This window comes from [Enterobacter] lignolyticus SCF1, assembly GCF_000164865.1.
Classification (GTDB): Bacteria; Pseudomonadota; Gammaproteobacteria; order Enterobacterales; family Enterobacteriaceae; genus Enterobacter_B; species Enterobacter_B lignolyticus.
On the sequence record NC_014618.1, the window covers coordinates 1961791 to 1985394 of the forward strand.

Consider the following 23604-nt stretch of genomic DNA (forward strand, 5'->3'; position numbering starts at 1 on the left):
GAGTTTTGACCAATGACCAGTGAACGAATCAACCAGATTGACCAGGTGGCGGTGGTTGTCCGCCACATACCTGGCTGCGTCCTGCAGGATGTCTGCGAGGCGCTGGATATCACTTCCAGCTCCGCCGGAAACTTTCTGCGCAAGCTGACGAACAGTGGAACAGTTATCCGTGAGCACAACGGCACGCAGTACACCTACACCGCGGTGCCCGGCGCAGACATTCCCGACGTGGTGCTGCCCTTCATGCTGGATAAGCCGGACCCGGCGCGCATCGAGAGTGCCGAACGCATCGCGCGTGAACTCGAATCCCGCGGGCTCTGGCGCCGTGCGGCGACGGTTTACACCGACATCCTCGGACTGGCCTGCAATGCGCATGAAGTCCTGCGTATCTCGCAGCGCCGTGACGCCTGCCTGAGAACGGCACGGAGGTGGTGACGATGGCCAGACCAAAAACACCGGAACAGAAATCTGCCTGTATCGGGCGAATCATCGAACTTACCCGGCAGCATGGCCGCCTGACGGTGAAGCAGGCATCCGCCATTCTGGGGCTTAACCGCGGCACGACGGAAAAGTATTTCCGCGAAGCAGCTACCGGCGGCGAAGTGGTTCGCCATGGTCGCCTCGGGTTGTTCCGCGACCAGCGCGCGATTATCGACTTTGACCTGCAGCGCTACAGCTACCGGCGGTCACCCACGGCAGCAGCCACAAAGCAGGATTTCAGCAAAAGCCCTGTAATGGGGCGTGTGTTCAGTTTGTACGGAGCGGGGCTATGAGCAAGACACTTAACGGGCGGTGCATACGCCGCTGGACCGTCGAATTTAAAGGGCTGTGTGACTCCAAAGTGAGCCCGTGGTGGCGTAAACGCGATCTGCGCGGGTACATCCGCGATGCCGCGCTGACCACCGCTGACTGCATGGTTGACAACCTGGCCTACAACAACGCGATGCATGATTTTTTCTCTGAGGTGGGAGATCAGAACGGTTGGACTCCCGGGTTTTCCGCCTGGTACCGCGAACGCCGGGAGCAATACCGCAAAGAGGCGTTGGACTATCTGAACGAAGAAGCCACCAACGATGAAATCGACGAGGAAATTCAGAACGAGCTGGAGGCCTGGAATGATTGAGCGCGGGATGATTTTTAACTCTGAAATGGTGCGCGCGCTGCTGGACGGCAGGAAGACGCAGACGCGGCGACCTGTGAAGTTTAAGCCGAGGGAACCAGGTTTAGACCTCAACTCCATTGGCCTCGGGTTGGGGTATTACTGCAACGGCGCTCCGGACCGCGGGTACGTTCTCCGTTCTAGGGGCGGAGCGTGTTGGAACGATCGGACATACCCGGCGCACTGCCCTCACGGTAAGCCCGGCGATCGCATCTGGGTACGGGAGACGTGGACACCGGAAAGTATCGATGCTGAGGACGGGAGTTATTCTCCTGACTACCGCGCAACAGCCAATGGACAGCCTGTCAGCGGTAAATGGACTCCTTCCATTCACATGCCGCGCCGTGCCAGCCGCATCCTGCTGGAAGTCTCCGACGTGCGCGTGGAGCGGCTGAACGATATCAGCGAGGCAGACGCGCAGGCGGAAGGTGTGGCACAACTGCGCGGTGGTTACTGGAAACACTACCAGCCGGAGTGGACGCAACACCAGTTGAGCGCCCGCGGTTCTTTCGTGACGCTGTGGAAGTCCATTTACGGCGAAGAGTCCTGGCAGGCTAACCCGTGGGTGTGGGTTATCGAGTTCAAACGAATTCAAGGTGGTGAAGCATGACCAATAACAACCTGACAGAAGAAGAGTTGAACGGCCTTGCCGAAGAAATGCAGCTGTGCGCCAACCGCTGCCGACATCAGGGCTGGGAGGGTAACGCGCGGGAGTATGACCAAATTATTTGTGCCCTGCGCGAGCTTCAGCAGCGCCGGAAAGCTGATGAGCAGGAGGTGAGGTGATGGAGGCTCTGCTGCAATACGCCACCAGCCGCATCATTGAGCTGGAAAAAATGCTGCTGGTGGATGTACCGGAAACGGTATGGCCCGCCGAGATCGGCATGGTCTTTTCGCAGGTAGAGCGCGCCGGGGATCTCCCGGCGCACCACCAGCGCCGACTTAAGCACCACATCAACCGCATGTTGCTGGAAAGAATGCCTGTTCCGGCAGTTATCACCGCAGCCTGGTCGCTGGCCCACGCCATGGAGAAATACGAGTGAGAGAAATCATCGTTGATAATTTTGCTGGTGGCGGCGGCGCCAGTACCGGCATTGAGATGGCCATCGGCCGCAGCGTGGACATCGCTATCAACCACGACCAGAACGCCGTGGCGATGCACACCACCAACCACCCGGAAACGCTTCACTACTGCGAGGATGTTTTCGATATCGACCCGCGCGTCGCGACCGCCGGCCGTCCTGTGGCGCTGGCGTGGTTCTCGCCGGATTGCCGTCATTTCTCGAAAGCGAAGGGGGCGAAGCCTGTAGAGAAAGCGATTCGCGGTCTGGCCTGGGTTGTGCTGCGCTGGGGGCTGGATGTCAAACCGCGGGTAATGAAGCTGGAGAACGTCGAAGAGTTCAAAACGTGGGGGCCGCTGCTTGCAGGGGAGATGAGGCCTGATCCGGCTCGCTCTGGCGAAACCTTCCAGGCTTTCATCGGCATGCTGACTACTGGCATCCCGGCGGATCATCCCGCGCTGGCGGAGTGCTGCGAGTTTCTGGGCATCCCGCTTGATAGTGATGATGCTGCGCGGCTGGTCAGGGGGCTGGGCTATGTCGTCGAGTACCGAGAGCTGCGGGCATGCGACCACGGTACGCCGACGATCCGCAAACGTTTTTTCATGGTGATGCGCTGCGACGGGAAGCCGATAGTGTGGCCGGAACCTACGCACGGTGACCCTAAATCAGCCGCAGTCATGGCTGGTAAACGGGTGCCGTGGCGTACAGCTGCTGAGTGTATCGACTGGTCAATACCGGCCCCTTCCATTTTCGGGCGGAAGAAGCCGCTGGCAGAAAATACCCTGAAGCGTATCGCGCGCGGCATCCAGCGGTTTGTCATCGAGAGCGCCTCGCCGTTCATCGTGAAATGTAACCACACCACGACGAAAGGTAACTATGACTGTTTTCGTGGTCAGGAGCTGGGCGCACCGCTGCAGACCATCACTAAAACCCACGGCTACGCGATAGCGGTACCTCACCTGACTAAATTCCGTACCGGCGCAACTGGGCAGCCCGTTACCGAACCGGTTCCTACGGTGACCGCCGGCACATCGGCGCGCCCGGGCGGGAATGGTCATGCCCTCGGCGTTGTTGAGGCGGCGCTGACACCATTCCTGGCAGGTAACGGCGGTAGCGAATACCAGGCGAAGCCGCGCGCGCTGAATAAGCCTGCCCACACTATCCTGAAGCAATCCCGCGCCTGCGTGGTTGCTCCAGTGATTGCCCGCCAGTTCGGCGCCAGTATCGGCCACCGGGCAGACGAACCCAGCGCAACGATCACTGCGGGCGGTGGCGGTAAATCGCAGCTGGTGACACCGACGCTGATCCAGATGGGCTACGGCGAGCGACCCGGGCAGGAGCCGCGGGTGCTGCAACTTAATAACCCGCTGGGTACCGTTACCGCTGGTGGCAATAAGTTTGCAACGGTGAGCGCATTCCTGGCGAAGCACTACGGCGGGAATTATACGGGCCCGGGCGTGGGTCTGGATGAGCCAGCACACTCCGTGACGACGGTCGATCACCATGCTGTTGTTGCCTCTCATCTGGTCAAGCTGCGCGGAACGTGCCGCGACGGGCAGCGCGTGGATGAGCCAATGCCGACCATCACTGCTGGTGGCCAGCATGTCGGGGAAGTGCAGAATACGCTCGCGGCCGTGAGCTACGACGAAGAGCGCGCGCAGCAGGTCGTCGAATTCCTGAGAAAGTATTGTGGCGAAGATTGTACCGGGATTGTTGAGATCGACGGCGTGACATACCGTATTGTGGATATCGGGATGCGTATGCTGCAGCCGCGTGAGCTGTATCGCGCGCAGGGTTTCCCTGAGTGGTACATCATCGACCAGGACTATACCGGAAAGCGCTACGCGAAAGATAAGCAGGTGGCACGCTGCGGTAATGCAGTACCGCCACAGTTCGCCGAAGCGTTGGTAAGAGCTAATTTACCAGAGTTATGTACAGTGCAAGTTGAGGCAGCTTAATACTAGTCCCCCTGATACAAGGGGGGCTAGTTCCCCCCAACAAACAACGCAATAATCGCCACAAAAAGCGCCACGATAGACACAAAAAATGAGGATATTGTCAACAGAATTGAGGTAGTAGCTACCATTCGTGAATGATAAAACTCTCTCATTCCCTTCATAGTCTGATTGGCATTTTCGAGTGTTTCGGTGCCATTGGGGAACATTTTACTATATCCCTGTCTTACTTTTTGCTCGAAGGACTCATGAAATGCCTCATTCCAACCATGTATGAAATTAATGATTATGTCTGTAATTTTTCTCTTGGATATCATCGTACCCCCCAACAGTTTTGTTCTTGGATTTAGCAGAATCCCTGCTTCCAGTTTCAACCTGAACAACTGACAACGCTCAGTGCAAGAGCGGTTCGTTATGACATATTTGCAACTATGCAAGAGCCGCATTTCACCAGTTCAGCAGACGATAGTGTATATCCAAAAAATGTTAAGCAGTTGGTTTTGGCGTTAGCGAGAACATAAGTCATCACATTTCCACTGCAATTTCTGCGTGAGGACCGCATATATAAACCTGCTAATCATATGAAGCCCGCTCCGGCGGGCTTTTGCAGAAATTTATACAGAATCAGTTAACAAAACGTGCTCTTAAACCGATTGCAATCAGCAGTTGAAGGGTTAATAATGTAACTGTATATTCATACAGTATATCGATTTGGAGGGAAACATGAAGGTCGAGTTAACCATTGATCGGACTAAGAATCTTCCTGATGGGGCTGTACCGGCGCTGGAGAAAGAGTTGTTAAAACGTCTTGGCAACCGCTTTGATGACTGCAGCATTACCATCAGGCGCGCCAGCGCCGACGGGCTGACAGTCATCGGTGCCGGAACAGATGACAAAAAGGCAGTAGAGAGCATCCTTCAGGAGACGTGGGAAAGCGCTGACGACTGGTTCTACTAATTGCTGTGCAGTGCATTTTTCCGGTGTTCAGAAGGGGAACCGTGGTGCAAAAACAAGAAGAATTACCAAAAAAGGGCTATGCGGTCATCAGGTGTCACGATGGGGTTATCGTTGCCAGACTGCACTCATTTCCTGAATGTGAGCGCGCGCTTATGTACCGGCGCGGCGATATTGTGTCGTTCACGCCACTAAAGGACGATGAGATAGTGGGCACGCCAACACTCTTCACACAGATGCTTGAAAGGGCAGGTTACCGGGTTACCGGGAATTCTGTTAGACTTCCGTCGTAGGCCTGAACAACCTACACCTGCTGCGCCACTGGGAGATACCATGGCGCAAAATCAAATCCAAAAATTCCACACACTGACGTTATCCGGCGCCAGCGATTTCTTTTTGCCTGAATCCTTCCGGGGTGGCAAATGAAGAAAAGCTGGTTCCTGCAGGACAATCTCACCACAGAAGAAGCCGACGAGCTGGTGGCGCGCTATCGTGAAAATAACGTACGCACCGAGAAAAGCCTGGATACCGACCTTATCCACTGGACGGTGAGCGCATTCCTTCCTGAATCCGGCAAATCACCGCGGCAAAGCAAACGCTGGCAGCATCGCTGCTGGGGTGATGTATGACGACCTACAACATCACGCCGCTGGGCAAACCGCGGCAGACCCGGGCAGACAAATGGAAGAAACGGCCGGAGGTTCTCCGTTACCGTGCGTTCTGCGACGAGGTCCGGCTGAACAACATCACGTTGCCCGCCAGCGGCTACCACGTTATTTTCGTACTACCCATGCCGCCGAGCTGGAGCAGGAAGAAGCGCGCTGACTACGACGGGAAGCCGCACCAGCAACGTCCGGACAAGGATAACCTGGAAAAGGCGCTGCTGGACGCCATCTTCGGCGAGGACAGCCATATCTGGGACGGGCGCGTGTCAAAGGTCTGGGGGCAGACAGGACAGATTATCATCCGGGAGGCTTGCCCATGCGTCTGCTGCTGAGACCTGAGATCGCCAGACAGATGGGCATTGTGCTGCTGAAGCCCGGCAACGATCTGATGGGGGTTTTCGCCCAGGGCCGGGTGTTGGTGGAAGAAGCCCCGGCGAATATGGCCCACCTGCCGTCCGGGCGCATTCCTGATGCCCGGCAGCCGCTGGCGGAAGATCACCTCCTTCGACCCTTCTTCACCGATGAGCGCGTTATTCGTGCCGCTGGTGGTCTGGCCGCGCTGGAGCACTGGCTGTTACTGAGGACGGACATCTGCCAGTACCCGCACGCCAGTTATCACCATCACGAACTGGTTACGATGCGACACCCGCCCGGTGCGCTGGCGGTCTGCTGGCACTGCGATAACGAGCTGCGACAGCAGACGACCGAACAACTGGCCGAACTGGCCCGCGAGAACGTCATCGCCTGGGTGATTGATACCGTCCTTGCGTCGCTGGGCTATAACCGCGAACGGGAGCTTTCCGTCGCGGAGCTCTGCTGGTGGGCGGTATCAGCCGGTATCGCCGGGGCCATCACCGAAGAAATGGCGCAGCGCGCTCTGCGACTGCCGTCAGAACCTGAACCCACGGTGTACCGTGAAAGCGATATCGTGCCAGCGTTACCGGCCACCAGCATTCTGGAGAACAGGCTGGACGGGTACAGTGCGGAGCCTGACTGGCAGGAACAACCCCTCGGGCAGCCGCTGGTGGATGTTGCCGTCGAGCCAGAAGCGCCGGCCACCTTTTTTGCCCGCCCTAAGCGCATCCGCTGGACGAACCCGGCCTTCATCAAATGGGTCAAGATCCAGCCCTGCGTGTGCTGCGGTAAGCCGTCGGACGATCCCCATCACCTCATTGGCTGGGGGCAGGGCGGTACCGCCACCAAAGCACACGATATTTTCACGCTGCCGCTGTGCCGCAGGCACCACGACCAGCTGCATCACGACCGGATTAAGTTTGAGCAGGAATTCGGCCTGCAGCCTGTATTAATCATTCAACTGCTGGACCGGGCCTTTGCGCTTGGCGTGCTGGCATAAGGAGAACCAAATGCGGGATATGTACGAAGTTATGGATATGTGGGGGGCATGGGCAGCGGCTGAAAGTAGTGGAGTAGACTGGCAGCCCATAGCTGCGGGATTTAAAGGGTTACTGCCACATGGAAAAAAAACACGTTTTCAGTGCGACGATGACGAAGGGATAATGATAGACAGTTGTGTAGCTCGATTTAAGAAATATAAACCAGAAGAGTATGAGCTGATTATTGCTCACTTTGTTATTGGTATCTCGCTTCGGGCGATAGCAAAAAAGCGTAAGTGTTCAGATGGCACCATCAGAAAAGAATTGCAAATGGCGATGGGTTTTATTGATGGATGTCTAAGTGTATTTAGCAACTAACTAGGTAAAGCGCCATTAATGGCGCTTTTACTGTAATTTTATTTTCAAGGATTTCGCCGAAATCATCCACAACTCTTCGTTGGTTTGCACTGGATACTTGAATTTTTGATGACTTTTTAGTTCATTTAGTAAATAATATGCCGATAGCATTGATTTTAGCATGGCTTTCTCTTTTGCAAGGCACAGGATATTATCCTCTTTAAAAATGGTTGCAATTTCAGAATAGTGCTCATTGATTAAGTTCTGACATAACAAAAGTACTTTGAATGCTTTTCTCGTATCTTTGTCTATATGAGAGTAGATATCATCGATGCTTGATGCCATTATTTTAAGATTTAGAGTCATTGGGAGTGATAAATATGAATAATTTTTGGGTTTTCCAGTGCGGGATATAATGCTTTTGTTTGTGGTTTGAATGGACTTTATAAGTATATCGTACTCGTCATTTATTTCCACGAAAATATTTTTAATTTTATTTTTTATATTCCTTTTTTCTTTCAAACCCTCAATGAATGGAGATGAATAAATACCTAAAGCAAAAATTAGAAAAGGGGTGATATATTTAATAAACTCAATCATTTACATAGCCTTGGTTAGTGGTTTTATGTATTTTATCAAAATTACTAACGCGTACGCAAAATTTATCGTAACCTGCTAAGTGTGGTCACTGAGACACAAACTTAAACAACAAACTAACCTCACTTCGGTGGTTTTTTGCTTTCTGGAGGATGCAACTATGACCCGATAAACGGACAGACCGCATATTGGATGCCTGATTGAGTTCAGGCAGCGTGACAACGGCGTTAATCCAGTCGGGTTCCCACGGCGACGTAGTGAGGGAAAGGTGGCGTAAAGCATCACTGAGTTACGGCTGGCTCCCGGTTTAACGCGTAAGTAGCCTAAAAATGAGATGGTGCGCTGCGCGACCTATAGCGGCGACAGATTTTAGCCTCGGTATCAGGTGATGCTCCTTGGGCATCTGGCCGGAGTTCATCCTGAATCTACAGAAAACTCTTTGAGATTTTGCGTGATCACATTGTTCTGTTTCTTAACCTGCTAATATTCCCACCATTGTTCAATGGAGGGACGCATGAATAACTACGCAAAAACAGCCCTAAAAGCTCATAGCCTGATTGTTCAGGAATGTATGGATCCACCCGAAGCATGGAATCAAGCCGTTGTAACGGTCACGAATTCCAAAACCTCTCAAAAGAAAGGATGCCCAAGAAACACTTTTTTAGGCCTAGCCTATGCGGGGTATTTGAAGGATGTTTATGCAGATCCTTCAGCAAAGCACGAGGGAGTGTTGAGGAGGCGGGCGTTGGATGCGGCTGATGCCGTTCTTGCGAGACCAACCATAAGTAAACAAGAGCTTTCATCACAGCTTGAGTATGTGGACAAGCAGGGAGCATACGATATTGTGTTTGCGTTGAATGAACATGGTGTTCTGAAAAAACCGTGAAGTTTTGGATTGAGTAATTCTATGGCTAATAGAAAAAGCGGCATTAGCGATTTCACCGAGTTGGAGTTTTTGGCTTTTGTCACTGAACTTTGCAACTTTGATGAACGAACTGAAAAAGAAGACGAAACTCTTGTCAAAGCGTTCGAACGACTGACAGAGCATCCTGACGGTTCAGACTTGATCTTTTATCCGCGTGATGATCGCGAAGATAGTCCTGAAGGGATTGTTCAAGAAGTAAAAGAGTGGCGCGCAGCTAACGGTAAACCCGGTTTTAAAGCTAGCTAAGTCACAACGATGGTACATGCCAAAGGCTCCCAACCGGGAGCCTTTTTCATTTTCAGGCTTCGGGTATCACTAACTACTCAACTTTGACACAAGAGCCCGAACGCTTGATCCCAATCCCCTCAATTCTGAGAGGACCCACAGCAATAATGAGGGGGCTTAATGTCCGATCCTGTAACTGGCACTGGCGTCGTGCTGGGTGGCGGCCTGCTGGGCGCAACTCTGTACGGCATCCTGACGCAAACCGATTTCGGTGTGGTCTTTGGCGCGTTCGCCGGGGCTGTGTTCTACGTGGCGACCACGGCGAACCTGACTCGCCGACGGCTGGCAGCTTACTTTCTGACGTCGTTTATTGTCGGTGTGCTGGGGGCTGGCCTGCTGGGCGCGAAGCTCAGCACCTGGCTCGGTTATACCGACAGACCTCTGGATGCACTGGGCGCCGTTCTGATATCAGCGCTGATCATCAAAGTGCTGACGTTTCTGAACAGTCAGGATCTGAACAGCCTGTTCGGTATGCTCTCCCGCCTGCGGGGAGGAGGTTCAAATGGTAGTAAGTGATCCGGCAACGCTGGCGAACGTCATTATCTGCGCCGTTATCGTAATTGTCCTGATGTTCTACCAGCGCCGCGGCGCCAGGCACCGCCCAGGCGTTTCCTTTCTGGCGTATCTGACCATTCTGGTTTACGCCTTCGTACCTTTCCGCTTCCTGTTTGGCCTGTACCACGAATCGCACTGGCTGGTGGTGCTTGGCAACCTGTTTATATGCGCCGCGGTGCTCTGGGTACGGGGCAACATGGCGCGTCTCATCGATATGCTTCGGCATTAAAAAAGGTGGCACTGATGCAACAGAACGAACCGCGCTGGCTGGTTGAAGGCCGCAAATATATGGGGCAGATGGAAATCAAAGGTCCGCGCCATAACCCGTTAATTCTCCAGTTCTGGAAAGATATCAAGCGAGGCGGGATTAAAGATGACGAAACGCCTTGGTGTGCCGCCTATGTTGGCGCAATGCTCGAACGTGTCGGTATTAAGTCTACCCGCTTTGAATCGGCAAAATCTTACCTCAACTGGGGCGTCGAACTTCGCGAGCCTGCCTACGGCTGTGTTGTGGTATTCAGTCGCGACGGCGGCGGCCATGTCGGATTTGCTGTTGGACAGCAGCAAAACGGCGACCTGATGGTATTGGGCGGTAATCAGTCCGACGCTATCAACATTCGCGCATTCCCGCGCTCGCGCGTGTCGGGATATCGCTGGCCTGTTAATGAGCTCCGTGATAGCCGGGAACTGCCGGTAATGACCGGGGCGCGCTCGGTGGCCGAGTCATGATCACCACGCTGGCTGCATTGTTCAAAAATAACTGGCGCTGGTGGCTGGCTGCAGGTGGCCTGATTTGTATCGCCGTACTCTGCCTCCTGCTGGTAAACAGCCGCGCGAACCTGAGCGCAGCGCAGAGCGATAACGATGTTCTGCGTAATGACAATGCGCTGCAGGGGCAGGTTATTGCCACGCAGGTTTTTAACATAAACCGCTTCAACCAGGTCGCGCAGCTGGCCGCACAGGCAAACGCAGCAGCAGACGCCAGCGCAGAAAAAACTGTTATCGAATACCGGGAGATCCTCCGCCGTGAAAAAACCTGCGATTTGCCTGTTCCTGCTGCTATTGCTGACGGGCTGCTCTCGCACACATACCGTTTACGCGCCAGCGCAATGCACGCCGATACCAGCCTCGCTGACACAGCCGATGCTGATACCGCTGCCGCCAGCGGGCTGACGTACTGCCAGGCGGTACTTTGGATAGAGCCTCTTCTCGTTGAACTGGAGAAGGGGAACAACAATTTTGCGGGTATCCGTGAAATAGAGAAAGTCAGAGTATCGTCGAACTCAAGGAGTTATTAACCCGAGAATTAAGCTTTACTATTCATTTCTAGGAATTATCCTAAGATCCCTATTTGAAAATGGAGTTTTTAGAATGAAGTTTCTCTGGGTAATTAGTTTAATCTGCAGCATCATCGGGTTTGCGCAAGGTATTGTCTTTGTTTTCGGAGCTGTTAGTGCTCCGCAACAGGCCGCAGGTGCGGCAATGGGCGTTGCCTGGGCTGTTATTCCATACTGTATCTGCCGTGCAATCCAACAGATGAGACCACAAGAAGTTGTAATTAAAAAAGACTAATACCTGCTTTTGACATTATTTAATAAATGGCCTCGCATTGCGGGGTCGTTTTATTTCAAAAATCTGAATGATATAAACCCGCATGATAAATGGTAATCATTATTATTAACGGGTCCTCCCGACGGGGCAGGCTGCCACGGGGCGGCGGGCGCGCGGAAAACGGCTAGTTTTTGCGATCTAAGGTCATCATCATCATGTGCGCAGGTTATTGATCTCATTAGAGGCGATTTCGTGCGGATGTCGAATCGTTTAAAAAGTGTTCACCATCATGGACCAGGAAATTGCCTCTCTCAAACTGAATATCAATCAGCTGGCGGGGATCACGGGCGTGCACCGGCAAACTGTCGCCGCCCGGCTGAAAAACATCGATCCGGCGTCAGGCAGTAACAGCAAGTTAAAGCTCTATCTCGTTACCGACATTCTCGCCGAGCTGATGATCCCCTCGGTTTCAGTGAACCTCGAAGATATGTCGCCACCCGACAGGCTGGCGCACTGGAAAGCTGAGAATGAAAAGTTAAAGCACGAACTGGACACGAAGCAACTCATCCCTGCGGAAGATGTGGCCAGGGAATTCTCACTGATGGCGAAAGCCGTCGTCATGGTACTTGAAACCCTTCCTGATGTACTGGAGCGCGACTGTGCGCTGACGCCTTCTGCGGTTGCCCGTGTTCAGAGCGTTATTGACGATTTGCGTGACCAGATGGCGGAGAAGGTACGGGACGCTGAAGCAGAGGAGGAAGAGCCAGAGGAGGACTGATGGCAAAGCGGGCATCTGCCAGGGGCATCCGCCGCGATGTATCCGGTATTTTACGTGCCCCGCGTCGTATGCAGGTGGCCGATGCGGTCAGCACTTATATGCGTGTGCCGATGGGGGCGGGCAACTCGGTACCGTGGGACCCTGACCTTGCGCCTTATGTGCTGGAGCCCATGAACTGCCTGGCATCGCGTGAATATGATGCTGTGGTGTTTGTCGGTCCGGCGCGAACGGGTAAAACCATCGGCCTGATTGATGGCTGGATAGTTTACAACGTCGTCTGTGATCCGGCGGATATGCTGCTCATCCAGATGACGGAAGAGAAAGCGCGTGAGCACTCCAAAAAGCGTCTTGATCGTACCTTCCGCTGCAGCCCTGAGGTGAAAACCCGGCTGAGTCCGCGCCGTAATGATAACAACGTCTTCGATCGTACCTTTCGCGCGGGCAACTACCTGAAAATCGGCTGGCCCTCCGTCAATATTATGTCCTCCTCGGATTACAAGTGCGTGGCGCTGACGGATTACGATCGTTTCCCCGAAGATATCGACGGTGAAGGGGATGGTTTTTCCCTTGCGTCCAAACGAACCACCACGTTTATGTCCTCGGGGATGACGCTGGTGGAGAGTTCACCGGGCCGCGATATCCGGGATACCAAATGGCGGCGCAGCACGCCGCATGAAGCCCCGCCGACAACCGGCATCCTGGCGCTGTACAACCGTGGCGACCGACGGCGGCTGTACTGGCCCTGTCCACACTGCGGCGAGCATTTCCAGCCGGAAATGGACAACATGACCGGCTACCGGGATGTCGCCGATCCGGTGCAGGCCAGCGAAGCGGCATTTTTACAGTGTCCTTCCTGCAAGGGGAAAATCACGGCTGACCAGAAGCGCGCCCTCAACATAAAGGGCGTCTGGCTCCGCGATGGTCAGACGATTGACCGAAGCGGCGTCGTCAGCGGGGAAGGGAGACGTTCGCGTATTGCCTCGTTCTGGATGGAAGGTCCGGCGGCGGCATACCAGACCTGGGCGCAGCTCATCTATAAATTTCTCACGGCTGAGCAGGATTACGAAGCAACCGGCAGCGAAGAAACGTTAAAAACGGTGGTGAACACCGACTTCGGGCGACCCTATCTTCCCCGGGCGGGCATGGAGCAGCGCAAAAGTGAGTTGCTGGAGCAGCGCGCTGAAGAGGTGCCAAAACGTACCGTTCCGGACGGCGTCTGTTTCCTGACGGCGACCGTGGATGTGCAGGCCGGGCGCAACCGTCGTTTTGTGGTTCAGGTGACCGGATACGGCAGTATGGGGGAACGCTGGCTGGTGGATCGCTACAACATCCGCCAGTCCATGCGCTACGACGAAAATGGCGAGAGCCTGCCGGTCGATCCTGCCAGCTACCCGGAAGACTGGGATTTGCTGCTGACTGACGTTTTCAGCAAGGGCTGGTCGCTGGCCTCTGATCCGGCAAAGTGCATGCGCCTGATGGCGCTGGCGGTCGACTCCGGCGGTGAGGACGGTGTTACCGACAACGCGTATAAATTCTGGCGCCGCTGCCGCCGTGAAGGGCTGGGTAAGCGCATCTATCTCTTCAAAGGGGACAGCGTCCGGCGCGGCAAACTGATTAACCGAACCTTCCCGGACAATACGGGGCGCTCCAGTCGCCGGGCTCAGGCGGCCGGTGATGTTCCTCTCTTCCTTCTCCAGACCGATGCCTTAAAAGACCGTGTGAATAACTCGCTGTGGCGCGATTCACCCGGTCCTGGTTATGTGCATTTTCCGGCATGGCTGGGCAGCTGGTTTTACGACGAACTGACCTATGAGGAGCGATCTGTCGATGGGAAATGGAGTAAACCCGGGCGCGGTGCCAACGAAGCCTTTGACCTGCTGGTCTACGCCGATGCGCTCGCCATCCTCCACGGTTACGAGAAAATCAAATGGCCGGATGCGCCTGAATGGGCGCGGCGGGAGACGTGGCTGGAGAACACGCCGGCGGAAACTGGCGAAACGACATCCCCGGTACCAGAGCAGGTACCGGCTAAAAAACGGAAGCGGAAAAAGCCCGTAACCGATGACAATAATCCCTGGACCACCTCCGGAGGCTGGTTGTGAACCAAAGCGATATTGAAACCATGATCCAGCGCTATACCGAAGCGGAAATGGCGGTGCTCGACGGCAAGACCATCCGTTTTAACGGGCAGGAAATGACGATGGAGAACCTCTCCGAAATCCGCAAAGGGCGGCAGGAATGGGAGGGGCGGCTTTCATCCCTCCTTAACCGGCGCCGCGGGCGACCGGGTTACCGACTGGCGAGGTTTCCATGACACTGTTAGATGATGCGATCGGCGTGCTTTCCCCCGGCTGGAAAGCAGCCCGTCTGCGCTCCCGGGCGATGATTCAGGCGTATGAGGCGGTGAAGACCACCCGGACGCATAAAGGGCGCCGTGAAAACCGCTCTGGTGACCAGCTCAGTCAGATGGGGGCGGTCTCCCTGCGTGAGCAGGCCCGCTGGCTGGATAATAACCACGATCTGGTGATTGGAGTCTTTGACAAACTGGAGGAGCGTGTTGTCGGTAAAAACGGGATTATTGTCGAGCCGCACCCGAAACTGACCAACGGCAGGATCGCCAAAAAACTCGCTGATGACATCCGTAAAAAATGGGGCGAGTGGTCTGTCCGGCCGGAGGTCACCAGCCAGTTTACCCGTCCGATGCTGGAGCGCCTGATGCTGCGTACCTGGCTGCGGGATGGTGAGGTGTTTGCGCAGTTAGTCAATGGCACCGGAAACGGGCTCACGCCTTCCGCCGGTGTTCCTTTCTGGCTGGAAGCACTCGAACCGGATTTTGTCCCCATGAACAGTGATCCCTCCCTCAAGCTTAATCAGGGGGTGTTTGTCGATGACTGGGGCAAGCCGAAGAAATATCAGGTGTGTAAAAGCCTGCCGGTGGCTGGCAGGCAGATGGAGACGAAAGAGATCGATGCGGAAAACATGCTGCATCTGAAGTTTGTCCGCCGTCTGCACCAGACCCGCGGTGTTTCAATGTTGTCCGGTGTCCTGATGCGGCTCAGCGCGCTGAAAGAGTATGAAGATGCAGAGCTGACGGCGGCCCGGATTGCTGCCGCGCTCGGCATGTATATCAAAAAGGGCGATGGCCAGAGTTACGACACCGATGGCAGCGGGAAGGAAGAGGATGACCGGGAGGTCACGATACAACCCGGCATTATCTATGACGACCTGAAGCCCGGCGAAGAAATCGGGATGGTGAAGTCCGACCGTCCTAACCCCAACCTCGAAACCTTCCGCAACGGCCAGCTGCGGGCGGTCGCGGCGGGCAGCCGCCTGAGCTTTTCCAGTACCGCCCGGAATTACAACGGTACCTACAGCGCGCAGCGCCAGGAGCTGGTGGAATCCACCGACGGTTATCTCATTCTCCAGGACTGGTTTATTGGCGCCGTGACGCGCCCGATGTACCGCGCGTTCCTGAAGATGTTGATCACTTCTGGCGGGATTAAGTTACCCCGTGGGCTGGATATGGATTCGCTTTACACCGCAGTGTATTCAGGGCCGGTGATGCCATGGATTGATCCGGTTAAAGAGGCCAATGCATGGAAATGCCAGATCCGTGGCGGTGCGGCGACGGAATCTGACTGGGTCCGCGCCAGTGGCCGCAACCCGGATGATGTGAAAGCACGCCGGAAGGCTGAGATCGATGAAAACCGTGAACTGGGGCTGGTGTTCGATACCGACCCTGCCAATGATAAAGGAGGCACCAGTGCCGAAGCTAAAGAACCGGGCGCACCACCGCCCGAAAGCCAGCGTAAAAAATAACTCCTGGTTCCGTATGCAGGCCAGCGCCGACAACGAAGCGGACATCTACATCTACGACGAAATCGGTTACTGGGGCGTCACCGCCCGCCAGTTCGTGAACGATCTGAAGGCGCTGGGTGACGTGACCCACATAAACCTTCATATCAACTCGCCCGGTGGCGATGTCTTCGACGGCATCGCCATTTTTAATGCCCTGAAGCACCACGGCGCCGCTATCACCGTCCATATTGACGGTCTGGCCGCCTCCATGGCGTCGGTTATCGCCATGGTGGGTAACCCGGTCATCATGCCGGAAAACACCATGATGATGATTCACAAGCCGTGGGGATTCGCTGGCGGTGACGCCAACGACATGCGCGATTATGCCGATCTGCTGGATAAGGTGGAATCCGTCCTGATCCCTGCCTACGCGGACAAAACGGGGAAATCCACCGAGGATATTGCCGCCATGCTGGAAGACGAAACCTGGATGGATGGCGCGGAATGTCTCGCCCTGGGTTTTGCCGACCAGGTTACTCCCTCCCTGCAGGCGATGGCCTGTATCCATTCGAAACGTATTGAGGAATTTGAGAAGATGCCAAACAGCATTCGTAATATGGTCACCCCGCCGCGCAACACCACTCAGCGTGATCCGCAGAAGCCGCAGCCGCAAAACACCCTTCCGGATCCGGTGGTGGATGACTCAGCACTGCGCGCGCAGATTCTGGCAGAGCAGAAAGTCCGCGTCAGCGCGATTAACGATCTCTTTGCCATGTTCGGTGGCAAACATCACGAGTTACAGAACAAGTGCATTGCCGATCCGGAATGCTCCGTAGCGCAGGCGAAAGACGCGCTACTGGAAGCGCTGGGTAAAAACTCAACGCCATCAGATAAGTCCACTCAGGCGCATATCTATGCCGGTAACGGTAACTTTGCCAGTGACGGTATCCGTCAGGCGCTGATGGCGCGCGCCGGGTTTGAAAATCAGGAGCGCGATAACGTCTACAACGGGATGACTCTGCGTGAATATGCCCGCATGGCGCTGACCGAACGCGGCATTGGAGTCTCCAGCTATAACCCGATGCAGATGGTGGGGCTGGCGCTTACGCACAGTACTTCCGATTTCGGCAATATCCTGCTGGATGTGGCGAACAAGGCGCTGCTGCAGGGCTGGGATGAGGCTGAGGAAACCTTCCAGCGCTGGACCAAGAAAGGCCAGTTGTCCGACTTCAAGACCGCGCATCGCGTTGGTATGGGCGGATTCCCGGCGCTGCGTCAGGTTCGCGAGGGGGCAGAGTACAAGTACATCACCACCGGCGACAAAGGTGAAACCATCGCGCTGGCGACGTACGGGGAAATCTTCTCCATCACCCGCCAGGCCATCATCAACGATGACCTGAACCAGCTGACCGATGTTCCCATGAAAATGGGGCGTGCCGCCAAGGGTACCATCGGTGACCTGGTCTACGCCGTGTTGACCAAAAACCCGAAACTCTCCGACGGTAAAGCGCTGTTCCACGCGGATCACCGGAACCTGTCCAGCGGGGCCATTTCTGTCAGCAGCCTGGATGATGCCCGCAAGCTGATGCGTCTGCAGAAAGAGGGTGAGCGCTCCCTGAACATTCGCCCGGCCTTCATGCTGGTGCCGGTGGCGCTGGAAACCCTGGCAAATCAGACCATCAAATCGGCCAGTGTGAAAGGTGCCGATATCAACGCAGGTATTGTTAACCCGATCCAGAACTTTGCCGAAGTTATCGCGGAGTCCCGCCTGGATGAGGCGGACGCCAAAGCCTGGTATCTCACCGCGGCACAGGGGACCGACACCATCGAGGTGGCGTACCTGAATGGCGTCGATACGCCGTATATCGACCAGCAGGAAGGTTTCACCACTGACGGTATTGCCACCAAAGTACGTATTGATGCGGGCGTGGCACCGCTGGATTACCGCGGCCTGACCAAATCCACGGGGCAGTAATCGCTCCCGTAGTGTTACCCCGCCCGTAAGGGCTTTTTTTATACCTGAAATCAGCCCCATAAGGGGCTGAACGGAGACTGAAGTTATGGCAAAGAATTTTGTTCAGGACGGTAAAACCATCGCGCTGGTTGCGGATGCTGCCGACATTCACAGTGGCGACCCGGTCATGGTCGGAAAAGTGCTGGCCGTGGCGATCACAGATATTCCCGCCGGGCAAACCGGGGATGGCGCTACCGACGGGGTTTTCCTGCTCCCCAAACTGCCGGCAGACGTGATTACGGCCGGGAAACAGGTTTATATCAAAGGCGGCAAGATCCAGCTTGATACCACAGGGGCAGATGCGGCGGGGGTTGCCTGGGAAGATGCTGGCGCAAACACCTCTGTCGTTGAAGTGAAAATCAATGGCTAATCCGTTTGACCGTATTGCCAGCCGCATGGATGCGGCCACCATCAGGAAGATGGGAAAGGTCGCCATCATTAATGGCCAGCAGGTTGATGTGGTTCCTGCCGAGCTTCTCGAGGAGATGGGGCCGCTTTCGGGTACCGGGCGTTCGCTGGTGGTCTTTACCGCCGGCTATCAGCCCCGGCGCACTGATGTGGTGGAGTACGACGGTGAAAACTTTACACTGACCCGCCATGAGAGGTTTAACGGCAAGCCGCGTATCTTCATCGAATAGCGGAGGTGTTATGTCGATTAAAGGGCTGGAGCAGGCTATTGCCAACCTGAACAGCATCAGCAAAACAGCCGTTCCCCGCGCTTCTGCGCAGGCGGTTAACCGTGTTGCCGGAGAGGCCGTGAACCGCAGCGTATCTGTTGTGGCAAAGTCCACCCGTGTCCCCCGAAAGCTGGTCAAGCAGCGAGCCCGGATCCGTCGGGCAACCGTCAGCAAACCCCGGGCGCTCATCCGGGTTAACCGTGGCAATCTCCCGGCTATCAAACTGGGCCCGGCCAGTCTCCGGTTATCCCGTCGCAGGCGGGATAAATCCGGCGCGAACAGTGTCCTGCAGGTCGGCCGTTTTCGTTTTCCCGGTGCCTTTATCCGGCAACTGGCTAACGGACGCTGGCATGTTCTGCGGCGTACCAGTAAAAGTCGGTACCCCATCGAGGTGGTCAGCATTCCGCTGGCGATCCCTCTTACCGAAGCATTCCGGGCTGAGCTGCCGGCGCTCATGGATGAACGAATGCCGGTTGTCCTGCGGCAGAACCTTGCCAACCAACTGAGGATAATTCTTACCCGATGAAACACAGCGATATACGCAGTGCGGTACTGGCCGCGCTGAAACGCAATATCAGCGATCCAGCCACTTTTTTTGATGGCCGGCCTGGTTTTCTTGATGAACAGGATCTTCCTGCCGTTGCGGTATACCTCTCAGATGCCCGCGCGTCAGCAGAGCTTGTTGATGAAGATGAATGGACCGCGACATTGCATGTGGAGGTTTTCCTTAAAGCAGCCGCGCCGGATTCCGCGCTGGATACCTGGATGGAGGACCGTGTTTACCCGGCGATGGGGGATATTCCGGAGCTGCAGGGGCTTATCGAAAAGATGACCGCGCAGGGCTATGACTATCAGCGCGATGATGAAGCGATGACATGGGGCTCTGCCGATCTGAGCTATTCCATCAGCTATATAATGTGAGGACACAATGACGACACCCAACCCTCTGGAGCCGGTAAAAGGCGCCACCACCACGCTCTGGATTTACTCTGGTTCGGGCAACCCCTTCGCTGACCCGACCTCGGATGTGGACTGGACGCGCCTGGCGAAAATTAAGGATCTGCAGCCCGGTGAGCTGACGGCAGAATCGAACGATGACACCTACCTGGATGACGAGGATGCCGACTGGACGTCAACGTCGCAGGGGCAGAAATCGGCCGGTGAAGCCAGTTTTACCCTCGCGTGGAAACCAGCGGAAAGCGGCCAGCAGGATCTGGTGCGCTGGTTCGATGATGGCACGGTACTGGTCTACAAAATCAAATATCCGAACAACGCGGTTGACCTGTTCCGTGGCTGGGTCAGCAGCCTGGGCAAAACCGTCACGGCGAAAGATACCATCACCCGTTCGGTCAAAATCAACAATAACGGTAAGCCGGGTCTCGCTGAAGCCAACAATGCGCCGGTGATTGCCGTGTCCGGCGTCAGCCTCGACAAGTCGACCGCTGCCGTCGCGATCGGGGCCACGGCCACACTGAATGTCACCGTGGCGCCTGCCAGCGCATCGGATAAATCCTTCCGCGTGGCAACGTCGGACCCGGCAAAAGCCACCGTGGCTGCTGCAGGCAGCGTGCTGACGGTCACCGGCGTTGCCGCGGGCACCGCCGATATCATTGTGATGACCAACGATGGCCAGTTTGTGGCGACCTGCAAAGTCACCGTTTCCTGATCCCCGGGGCTTCGGCCCCGTTTCCCGGAGTACCTCCATGTTTCTGAAAAACGAACCGTTTGAATATAACGGCGTGTCCGTCACGCTGTATCAGCTGTCAGCCCTGCAGCGTATTGAGCACCTTGAGTACCTGAAATCACTCGAAAGCATTGAGGATGCGGATATGCAAAAGGCCGTCAGCATGACCGTCACCACTGGCGCGCTGCTTGTTGCCATGTCGTTATGGCACGGGCATGAGCAGAAGGGAACGGCAAAAACCGCGGCAGAAGAGGTGGCGCTGATTCAGTCTGAAGTGATGAGTACCTGGCCGCTCGAGGCGATTTCCGCCGCCGAGTACAGCGTAAAATTGCTCTCCGGTATGGTTCAGCCAGTGACGGACGACCTGACCGCTGACGCTGAGCCTGCGGAGCCCGTCAGCGCGGAAAAGTCCTCGCCAGTGAGCTGACCTTCGTCCTGAGACTGGCCCGGGAGTTCGGACGACCGGACTGGCGCGCCATGCTTGCTGGCATGTCTTCCACGGAGTATGCCGACTGGCGAAACTTCTACCAGGACAACTATTTTCAGGACGCGCTGCTGGATATCCACTTTTCCTCTGTCCTCTACATGATCGCGTCTTTATTTAACCGTGATCCGCAGCTTACCCCCGCCACGTTCAGCCTTTTGTCCCGCGACACCGACACCTCCGACGATGAGGCGCCGGACGACACTATGCTGATGGCGAAAGCGGCAGGATTATCAGGAGGCATGCGCTATGGCCCAGACGGCAGTGGGTGACCTGGTCGTTAACCTTGATGTCAACGCGTCAAAGTTTAACGAGCAGATTGCCCATGTTAAGCGGCAGTTCGGACAAGCCGGTGATGCGGCCAACGATGCCGCGCTGAAGGTTCAGCAGTCTTTTACCCGCCAGGAAACGGCTGCCAGAAAGGCCGGGATCTCGATTGGTCAGTACAACGCCGCGATGCGGATGCTCCCGGCGCAGTTTACGGACATTGCCACGCAGCTGGCGGGTGGCCAGAGCCCCTGGCTCATCCTGCTTCAGCAGGGCGGACAGGTCAAAGACTCTTTCGGCGGTATTATCCCGACGTTCCGCGCGCTGCTGGGCACAATATCACCGGTAATGGTGGGGATCGGCGCGCTGTCAGCAGCAACCGGCGCCATGGTGTACGCCTGGTATCAGGGCTCCACCACGCTCTCCGGGTTTAACAAAACGCTGGTCCTGTCCGGCAATACCGCCGGGCTGACGGCAAACCGGATGCTGGTGCTGGCGAAATCCGGTGAACAGGCCGGGCTCACCTTTGGCCAGACCAGTGATGCGCTTACGGAGCTGGTGAATGCCGGTGTGCGTGCCGGCGCCCGTTTCGACGATATGAGCCAGGCGGTGGCGAAGTTTACCGATGCGTCCGGTGTGCCGCTGGATAAGGTTGCCGCGGCATTCGGCAGGCTGACGAACGATCCGACCTCCGGCCTGATTGCGATGGCGCAGCAGTTTCATAACGTGACGGCGGAGCAGATTGCGTATGTGGCGCAGCTGCAGCGCTCCGGTGATGAAGCGGGCGCGCTGCAGGCGGCAAACGATGCGGCCACCCGTGGTTTTCGTGAGCAGACGAAAAGCCTGCGCGACAACATGGGAACCATTGAGTCAGCGGCCGACTCGCTGAAGCGCGCATTTAAATCGATGTGGGATGCGGCGCTGGATATCGGGCGCCCGGACACCACGCAGGAGATTGTGGGTAAAGCCCAGGCTGCTTTTAAGCGCGCGGATGAAATCTGGAACCTGCGTAAGGGCGATCGCTACGTTAACGACGAGGCCCGTGCCCGCTTCTGGAATGACCGCGAGACGGCGCGGCTGGCGCTCGACATGGCGCAGCAACAGGCGGGGATCGCAAAAGCCCGGGAAGAGAGCGCTGCCAGGGAGGCGGTGGCAGAATCTGACCGCCAGAAATATGCCGCCCAGGCACAGTCGAACTACGCCAGAACCCAGTCTGCGCTGGAGAAGTACACCGCCCGCCAGAACGAGCTGAACAGGGCGCTGAAGGAGGGACGCATCCTTCAGGCAGACTACAACATCAACCTGTCTGCCGCGAAAAAGGAGTATGAAGACTCCCTGAAGAAGCTGCACAAGGCCCCGGCGGTGAAAACGCCGGCAGGTGTCCGGTCCATGGACACCGCCAGCGCGCAGACACTGGAGCTGGAAGCGCAACTGCGTACGCTCCGGGAGCATAAAAGCCTCACCGATACCATCAGCCAGCAGCGGCAGGAGCTGTGGAAACAGCAGTCCCGTTTCTCTGTGCTGGAAGAGGCCGCCAAAAAGCGTGCCCTGACCAGCGATGAACAGTCGCTGCTGGCGAACAAAAACGAGGTGCTGGCGCGGGCGGAAGTGAATGCCCGGCTCGGCGATCAGATTGTGGCGCAGGAGCGGCTCAACCGCCTGCAGGACACCTCGCAAAAGTACGTGACCCAAATCAGCGAGAAGACCCGGGCGCTGGTGGCAGGGGGCAGCCTGAGCAGCCGCGCTGCCCAGCGACAGAATGAAGAGGCGCAGCTGCGGCAGGGCTGGATGAATGCCGGGGGCACTGATGCGGATCAGGGCTACCAGAACGAGCTGGCGGCGCTGAAAAACTACTATGCCGGGCAGGACCGCCTGCGGGGGGACTGGCAGGCAGGGGCAAAATCCGCCTGGGCAGAGTATTCGGAAGCCGCCGGTGATGCCTACGGGCAGATGAAATCCTTTGCGGCCAGTACCTTTGACGGTATCGGCCAGAACATGGCGGACATGCTGACCACCGGGAAGGCCAACTGGGCGGACTTTACCCGATCGACGCTTTCCATGCTGACCCAAATCATGATGAAGCAGGCAATGGTGGGTCTGGTGGATTCCGCCTCCTCCTGGCTCGGTTTTGCCTCCGGCGGATATACCGGTTCGGGCGGGAAATACGAGCCTGCCGGCGTGGTACACCGCGGCGAATTTGTCTTTACCAAAGAGGCAACCAGCCGGATCGGCGTTGGTAATCTGTACCGGATGATGCGCGGCTATGCGACGGGAGGGCTGGTCGGCGGCAGCGGTAGCGGCGGCGTGGTATCTCCGATGGGGATCAGCGTCTACGCCCCGGTGTCGGTCACCACCGGCCAGAACGACGACGGGAAGGCGCAGGCGAACGGCGATGCACTCAGCAAGGCGTACCAGCAGGTGATTGATCGCTCTGTCCGGGACGGCATCACCCGGGAAACCCGTCCTGGCGGCATCATCTGGAACGCGAGCAAACAGAGGTAACC

The 23604-nt window shown here is 56.2% G+C and carries 32 protein-coding genes and 1 pseudogene; 32 read left to right on the plus strand and 1 reads right to left on the minus strand.

Features of this window, described 5'->3' with window-relative positions:
- The first annotated feature begins 12 nt into the window (after positions 1 to 12).
- The 12 genes from ENTCL_RS09195 to ENTCL_RS09255 all read left to right on the plus strand — a co-directional run bounded on the left by ENTCL_RS09195 (position 13) and on the right by ENTCL_RS09255 (position 7506).
- On the plus strand, positions 13 to 435 hold the full coding sequence (locus ENTCL_RS09195; RefSeq protein WP_013365839.1) for a PerC family transcriptional regulator: 423 nt from the start codon (positions 13 to 15) through the stop codon (positions 433 to 435).
- A gap of 2 nt (positions 436 to 437) precedes the next feature.
- Positions 438 to 773: a DUF977 family protein gene (locus tag ENTCL_RS09200; protein ID WP_013365840.1), complete on the plus strand. Its 336-nt coding sequence runs from the start codon at positions 438 to 440 to the stop codon at positions 771 to 773.
- Positions 770 to 1123 carry a hypothetical protein gene (locus ENTCL_RS09205; protein ID WP_013365841.1) on the plus strand — a complete coding sequence of 118 codons (354 nt, stop codon included), beginning with the start codon at positions 770 to 772 and terminating at the stop codon, positions 1121 to 1123. Before ENTCL_RS09200 ends, ENTCL_RS09205 begins: the two co-directional genes overlap by 4 nt.
- Positions 1116 to 1769, plus strand: coding sequence for an ASCH domain-containing protein (locus ENTCL_RS24140; RefSeq protein ID WP_013365842.1), 654 nt, complete (start codon positions 1116 to 1118; stop codon positions 1767 to 1769). The genes ENTCL_RS09205 and ENTCL_RS24140 overlap by 8 nt, the downstream gene beginning before the upstream one ends.
- The gene (locus ENTCL_RS09215) at positions 1766 to 1945 is read left to right on the plus strand and encodes a hypothetical protein (RefSeq protein ID WP_013365843.1); all 180 of its coding nucleotides are present in this window, start codon (positions 1766 to 1768) and stop codon (positions 1943 to 1945) included. The genes ENTCL_RS24140 and ENTCL_RS09215 overlap by 4 nt, the downstream gene beginning before the upstream one ends.
- Positions 1945 to 2202: a hypothetical protein gene (locus tag ENTCL_RS09220; protein ID WP_013365844.1), complete on the plus strand. Its 258-nt coding sequence runs from the start codon at positions 1945 to 1947 to the stop codon at positions 2200 to 2202. Before ENTCL_RS09215 ends, ENTCL_RS09220 begins: the two co-directional genes overlap by 1 nt.
- Positions 2199 to 4178, plus strand: coding sequence for a DNA cytosine methyltransferase (locus ENTCL_RS09225; protein WP_013365845.1), 1980 nt, complete (start codon positions 2199 to 2201; stop codon positions 4176 to 4178). The genes ENTCL_RS09220 and ENTCL_RS09225 overlap by 4 nt, the downstream gene beginning before the upstream one ends.
- A 720-nt stretch (positions 4179 to 4898) precedes the next feature.
- Complete coding sequence (locus tag ENTCL_RS09235) at positions 4899 to 5132, plus strand: DinI family protein (protein ID WP_013365847.1); 234 nt, start codon at positions 4899 to 4901, stop codon at positions 5130 to 5132.
- A 419-nt stretch (positions 5133 to 5551) separates the two neighbouring features.
- Complete coding sequence (locus ENTCL_RS09240; RefSeq protein WP_013365849.1) at positions 5552 to 5758, plus strand: hypothetical protein; 207 nt, start codon at positions 5552 to 5554, stop codon at positions 5756 to 5758.
- Entirely contained in the window at positions 5755 to 6126 is a 372-nt protein-coding gene (locus ENTCL_RS09245) for a RusA family crossover junction endodeoxyribonuclease (protein WP_013365850.1), read from the plus strand. The genes ENTCL_RS09240 and ENTCL_RS09245 overlap by 4 nt, the downstream gene beginning before the upstream one ends.
- Positions 6111 to 7148, plus strand: coding sequence for a DUF968 domain-containing protein (locus tag ENTCL_RS09250; RefSeq protein WP_013365851.1), 1038 nt, complete (start codon positions 6111 to 6113; stop codon positions 7146 to 7148). Before ENTCL_RS09245 ends, ENTCL_RS09250 begins: the two co-directional genes overlap by 16 nt.
- A 10-nt stretch (positions 7149 to 7158) precedes the next feature.
- Positions 7159 to 7506 (plus strand): antiterminator Q family protein, encoded by a 348-nt coding sequence (locus tag ENTCL_RS09255; RefSeq protein ID WP_013365852.1) that lies wholly within the window; start codon positions 7159 to 7161, stop codon positions 7504 to 7506.
- A 27-nt stretch (positions 7507 to 7533) separates the two neighbouring features.
- Here ENTCL_RS09255 and ENTCL_RS09260 read toward each other — a convergent pair whose 3' ends face one another.
- Complete coding sequence (locus tag ENTCL_RS09260; RefSeq protein WP_013365853.1) at positions 7534 to 8085, minus strand: hypothetical protein; 552 nt, start codon at positions 8083 to 8085, stop codon at positions 7534 to 7536.
- Positions 8086 to 8596: 511 nt separating this feature from the next.
- Between ENTCL_RS09260 and ENTCL_RS09265 the strand changes: the two genes are divergently transcribed.
- The 20 genes and pseudogenes from ENTCL_RS09265 (at position 8597) to ENTCL_RS09360 (ending at position 23602) form a co-directional block, all read left to right on the plus strand.
- Complete coding sequence (locus ENTCL_RS09265; protein ID WP_013365854.1) at positions 8597 to 8968, plus strand: DUF6979 family protein; 372 nt, start codon at positions 8597 to 8599, stop codon at positions 8966 to 8968.
- 21 nt (positions 8969 to 8989) lie between these two features.
- Entirely contained in the window at positions 8990 to 9253 is a 264-nt protein-coding gene (locus tag ENTCL_RS09270; protein ID WP_013365855.1) for a bacteriocin immunity protein, read from the plus strand.
- A 159-nt stretch (positions 9254 to 9412) separates the two neighbouring features.
- The gene (locus ENTCL_RS09275) at positions 9413 to 9808 is read left to right on the plus strand and encodes a phage holin family protein (RefSeq protein ID WP_013365856.1); all 396 of its coding nucleotides are present in this window, start codon (positions 9413 to 9415) and stop codon (positions 9806 to 9808) included.
- Positions 9795 to 10076 (plus strand): phage holin family protein, encoded by a 282-nt coding sequence (locus tag ENTCL_RS09280; protein ID WP_013365857.1) that lies wholly within the window; start codon positions 9795 to 9797, stop codon positions 10074 to 10076. The genes ENTCL_RS09275 and ENTCL_RS09280 overlap by 14 nt, the downstream gene beginning before the upstream one ends.
- A 14-nt stretch (positions 10077 to 10090) precedes the next feature.
- Positions 10091 to 10576, plus strand: coding sequence for a TIGR02594 family protein (locus ENTCL_RS09285; protein ID WP_013365858.1), 486 nt, complete (start codon positions 10091 to 10093; stop codon positions 10574 to 10576).
- Positions 10573 to 11145, plus strand: coding sequence for a hypothetical protein (locus ENTCL_RS09290; protein WP_013365859.1), 573 nt, complete (start codon positions 10573 to 10575; stop codon positions 11143 to 11145). Before ENTCL_RS09285 ends, ENTCL_RS09290 begins: the two co-directional genes overlap by 4 nt.
- Before the next feature lie 73 nt (positions 11146 to 11218).
- Positions 11219 to 11419 (plus strand): hypothetical protein, encoded by a 201-nt coding sequence (locus ENTCL_RS09295; RefSeq protein ID WP_044611930.1) that lies wholly within the window; start codon positions 11219 to 11221, stop codon positions 11417 to 11419.
- Positions 11420 to 11687: 268 nt separating this feature from the next.
- On the plus strand, positions 11688 to 12176 hold the full coding sequence (locus ENTCL_RS09300) for a DUF1441 family protein (protein ID WP_013365860.1): 489 nt from the start codon (positions 11688 to 11690) through the stop codon (positions 12174 to 12176).
- Positions 12176 to 14278, plus strand: a complete 2103-nt coding sequence (locus ENTCL_RS09305) for a phage terminase large subunit family protein (protein WP_013365861.1) — start codon at positions 12176 to 12178, stop codon at positions 14276 to 14278. The genes ENTCL_RS09300 and ENTCL_RS09305 overlap by 1 nt, the downstream gene beginning before the upstream one ends.
- On the plus strand, positions 14275 to 14490 hold the full coding sequence (locus ENTCL_RS09310) for a hypothetical protein (RefSeq protein ID WP_013365862.1): 216 nt from the start codon (positions 14275 to 14277) through the stop codon (positions 14488 to 14490). The genes ENTCL_RS09305 and ENTCL_RS09310 overlap by 4 nt, the downstream gene beginning before the upstream one ends.
- Positions 14487 to 15995, plus strand: coding sequence for a phage portal protein (locus tag ENTCL_RS09315; RefSeq protein WP_013365863.1), 1509 nt, complete (start codon positions 14487 to 14489; stop codon positions 15993 to 15995). Before ENTCL_RS09310 ends, ENTCL_RS09315 begins: the two co-directional genes overlap by 4 nt.
- A complete protein-coding gene (locus ENTCL_RS09320; RefSeq protein WP_203415275.1) occupies positions 15922 to 17949 on the plus strand; it encodes a ClpP-like prohead protease/major capsid protein fusion protein in 2028 nt (675 codons plus the stop codon). The genes ENTCL_RS09315 and ENTCL_RS09320 overlap by 74 nt, the downstream gene beginning before the upstream one ends.
- 85 nt (positions 17950 to 18034) lie before the next feature.
- On the plus strand, positions 18035 to 18358 hold the full coding sequence (locus tag ENTCL_RS09325; protein WP_013365865.1) for a DUF2190 family protein: 324 nt from the start codon (positions 18035 to 18037) through the stop codon (positions 18356 to 18358).
- Entirely contained in the window at positions 18351 to 18626 is a 276-nt protein-coding gene (locus tag ENTCL_RS09330; protein WP_013365866.1) for a DNA breaking-rejoining protein, read from the plus strand. Before ENTCL_RS09325 ends, ENTCL_RS09330 begins: the two co-directional genes overlap by 8 nt.
- A gap of 10 nt (positions 18627 to 18636) precedes the next feature.
- On the plus strand, positions 18637 to 19191 hold the full coding sequence (locus tag ENTCL_RS09335) for a phage tail protein (protein ID WP_013365867.1): 555 nt from the start codon (positions 18637 to 18639) through the stop codon (positions 19189 to 19191).
- Positions 19188 to 19586 carry a phage minor tail U family protein gene (locus tag ENTCL_RS09340; protein WP_013365868.1) on the plus strand — a complete coding sequence of 133 codons (399 nt, stop codon included), beginning with the start codon at positions 19188 to 19190 and terminating at the stop codon, positions 19584 to 19586. Before ENTCL_RS09335 ends, ENTCL_RS09340 begins: the two co-directional genes overlap by 4 nt.
- A 7-nt stretch (positions 19587 to 19593) precedes the next feature.
- Entirely contained in the window at positions 19594 to 20331 is a 738-nt protein-coding gene (locus ENTCL_RS09345) for a phage tail protein (protein WP_013365869.1), read from the plus strand.
- Between the two features lie 37 nt (positions 20332 to 20368).
- Positions 20369 to 20776: a phage tail assembly chaperone G gene (gene gpG, locus ENTCL_RS09350; protein ID WP_013365870.1), complete on the plus strand. Its 408-nt coding sequence runs from the start codon at positions 20369 to 20371 to the stop codon at positions 20774 to 20776.
- Positions 20773 to 21099 (plus strand): annotated as a pseudogene (locus ENTCL_RS09355) (phage tail assembly protein T); the annotation flags it as partial. The gene gpG and the pseudogene ENTCL_RS09355, both read left to right, overlap by 4 nt.
- Entirely contained in the window at positions 21083 to 23602 is a 2520-nt protein-coding gene (locus ENTCL_RS09360) for a phage tail tape measure protein (RefSeq protein WP_013365872.1), read from the plus strand. The pseudogene ENTCL_RS09355 and the gene ENTCL_RS09360, both read left to right, overlap by 17 nt.
- Positions 23603 to 23604: the final 2 nt, after the last annotated feature.

Excerpts from the sequence above, each read along its gene's own strand:
- ENTCL_RS09195 (WP_013365839.1), top strand. The coding sequence starts at position 13 with ATGACCAGTGAACGAATCAACCAGATTGACCAGGTGGCGGTGGTTGTC.
- ENTCL_RS09200 (WP_013365840.1), top strand. The coding sequence starts at position 438 with ATGGCCAGACCAAAAACACCGGAACAGAAATCTGCCTGTATCGGGCGA.
- ENTCL_RS09205 (WP_013365841.1), top strand. The coding sequence starts at position 770 with ATGAGCAAGACACTTAACGGGCGGTGCATACGCCGCTGGACCGTCGAA.
- ENTCL_RS24140 (WP_013365842.1), top strand. The coding sequence starts at position 1,116 with ATGATTGAGCGCGGGATGATTTTTAACTCTGAAATGGTGCGCGCGCTG.
- ENTCL_RS09215 (WP_013365843.1), top strand. The coding sequence starts at position 1,766 with ATGACCAATAACAACCTGACAGAAGAAGAGTTGAACGGCCTTGCCGAA.
- ENTCL_RS09220 (WP_013365844.1), top strand. The coding sequence starts at position 1,945 with ATGGAGGCTCTGCTGCAATACGCCACCAGCCGCATCATTGAGCTGGAA.
- ENTCL_RS09235 (WP_013365847.1), top strand. The coding sequence starts at position 4,899 with ATGAAGGTCGAGTTAACCATTGATCGGACTAAGAATCTTCCTGATGGG.
- ENTCL_RS09240 (WP_013365849.1), top strand. The coding sequence starts at position 5,552 with ATGAAGAAAAGCTGGTTCCTGCAGGACAATCTCACCACAGAAGAAGCC.
- ENTCL_RS09245 (WP_013365850.1), top strand. The coding sequence starts at position 5,755 with ATGACGACCTACAACATCACGCCGCTGGGCAAACCGCGGCAGACCCGG.
- ENTCL_RS09250 (WP_013365851.1), top strand. The coding sequence starts at position 6,111 with ATGCGTCTGCTGCTGAGACCTGAGATCGCCAGACAGATGGGCATTGTG.
- ENTCL_RS09255 (WP_013365852.1), top strand. The coding sequence starts at position 7,159 with ATGCGGGATATGTACGAAGTTATGGATATGTGGGGGGCATGGGCAGCG.
- ENTCL_RS09260 (WP_013365853.1), bottom strand. The coding sequence starts at position 8,085 with ATGATTGAGTTTATTAAATATATCACCCCTTTTCTAATTTTTGCTTTA.
- ENTCL_RS09265 (WP_013365854.1), top strand. The coding sequence starts at position 8,597 with ATGAATAACTACGCAAAAACAGCCCTAAAAGCTCATAGCCTGATTGTT.
- ENTCL_RS09270 (WP_013365855.1), top strand. The coding sequence starts at position 8,990 with ATGGCTAATAGAAAAAGCGGCATTAGCGATTTCACCGAGTTGGAGTTT.
- ENTCL_RS09275 (WP_013365856.1), top strand. The coding sequence starts at position 9,413 with ATGTCCGATCCTGTAACTGGCACTGGCGTCGTGCTGGGTGGCGGCCTG.
- ENTCL_RS09280 (WP_013365857.1), top strand. The coding sequence starts at position 9,795 with ATGGTAGTAAGTGATCCGGCAACGCTGGCGAACGTCATTATCTGCGCC.
- ENTCL_RS09285 (WP_013365858.1), top strand. The coding sequence starts at position 10,091 with ATGCAACAGAACGAACCGCGCTGGCTGGTTGAAGGCCGCAAATATATG.
- ENTCL_RS09290 (WP_013365859.1), top strand. The coding sequence starts at position 10,573 with ATGATCACCACGCTGGCTGCATTGTTCAAAAATAACTGGCGCTGGTGG.
- ENTCL_RS09295 (WP_044611930.1), top strand. The coding sequence starts at position 11,219 with ATGAAGTTTCTCTGGGTAATTAGTTTAATCTGCAGCATCATCGGGTTT.
- ENTCL_RS09300 (WP_013365860.1), top strand. The coding sequence starts at position 11,688 with ATGGACCAGGAAATTGCCTCTCTCAAACTGAATATCAATCAGCTGGCG.
- ENTCL_RS09305 (WP_013365861.1), top strand. The coding sequence starts at position 12,176 with ATGGCAAAGCGGGCATCTGCCAGGGGCATCCGCCGCGATGTATCCGGT.
- ENTCL_RS09315 (WP_013365863.1), top strand. The coding sequence starts at position 14,487 with ATGACACTGTTAGATGATGCGATCGGCGTGCTTTCCCCCGGCTGGAAA.
- ENTCL_RS09320 (WP_203415275.1), top strand. The coding sequence starts at position 15,922 with ATGATAAAGGAGGCACCAGTGCCGAAGCTAAAGAACCGGGCGCACCAC.
- ENTCL_RS09325 (WP_013365865.1), top strand. The coding sequence starts at position 18,035 with ATGGCAAAGAATTTTGTTCAGGACGGTAAAACCATCGCGCTGGTTGCG.
- ENTCL_RS09330 (WP_013365866.1), top strand. The coding sequence starts at position 18,351 with ATGGCTAATCCGTTTGACCGTATTGCCAGCCGCATGGATGCGGCCACC.
- ENTCL_RS09335 (WP_013365867.1), top strand. The coding sequence starts at position 18,637 with ATGTCGATTAAAGGGCTGGAGCAGGCTATTGCCAACCTGAACAGCATC.
- ENTCL_RS09340 (WP_013365868.1), top strand. The coding sequence starts at position 19,188 with ATGAAACACAGCGATATACGCAGTGCGGTACTGGCCGCGCTGAAACGC.
- ENTCL_RS09345 (WP_013365869.1), top strand. The coding sequence starts at position 19,594 with ATGACGACACCCAACCCTCTGGAGCCGGTAAAAGGCGCCACCACCACG.
- gpG (WP_013365870.1), top strand. The coding sequence starts at position 20,369 with ATGTTTCTGAAAAACGAACCGTTTGAATATAACGGCGTGTCCGTCACG.
- ENTCL_RS09360 (WP_013365872.1), top strand. The coding sequence starts at position 21,083 with ATGGCCCAGACGGCAGTGGGTGACCTGGTCGTTAACCTTGATGTCAAC.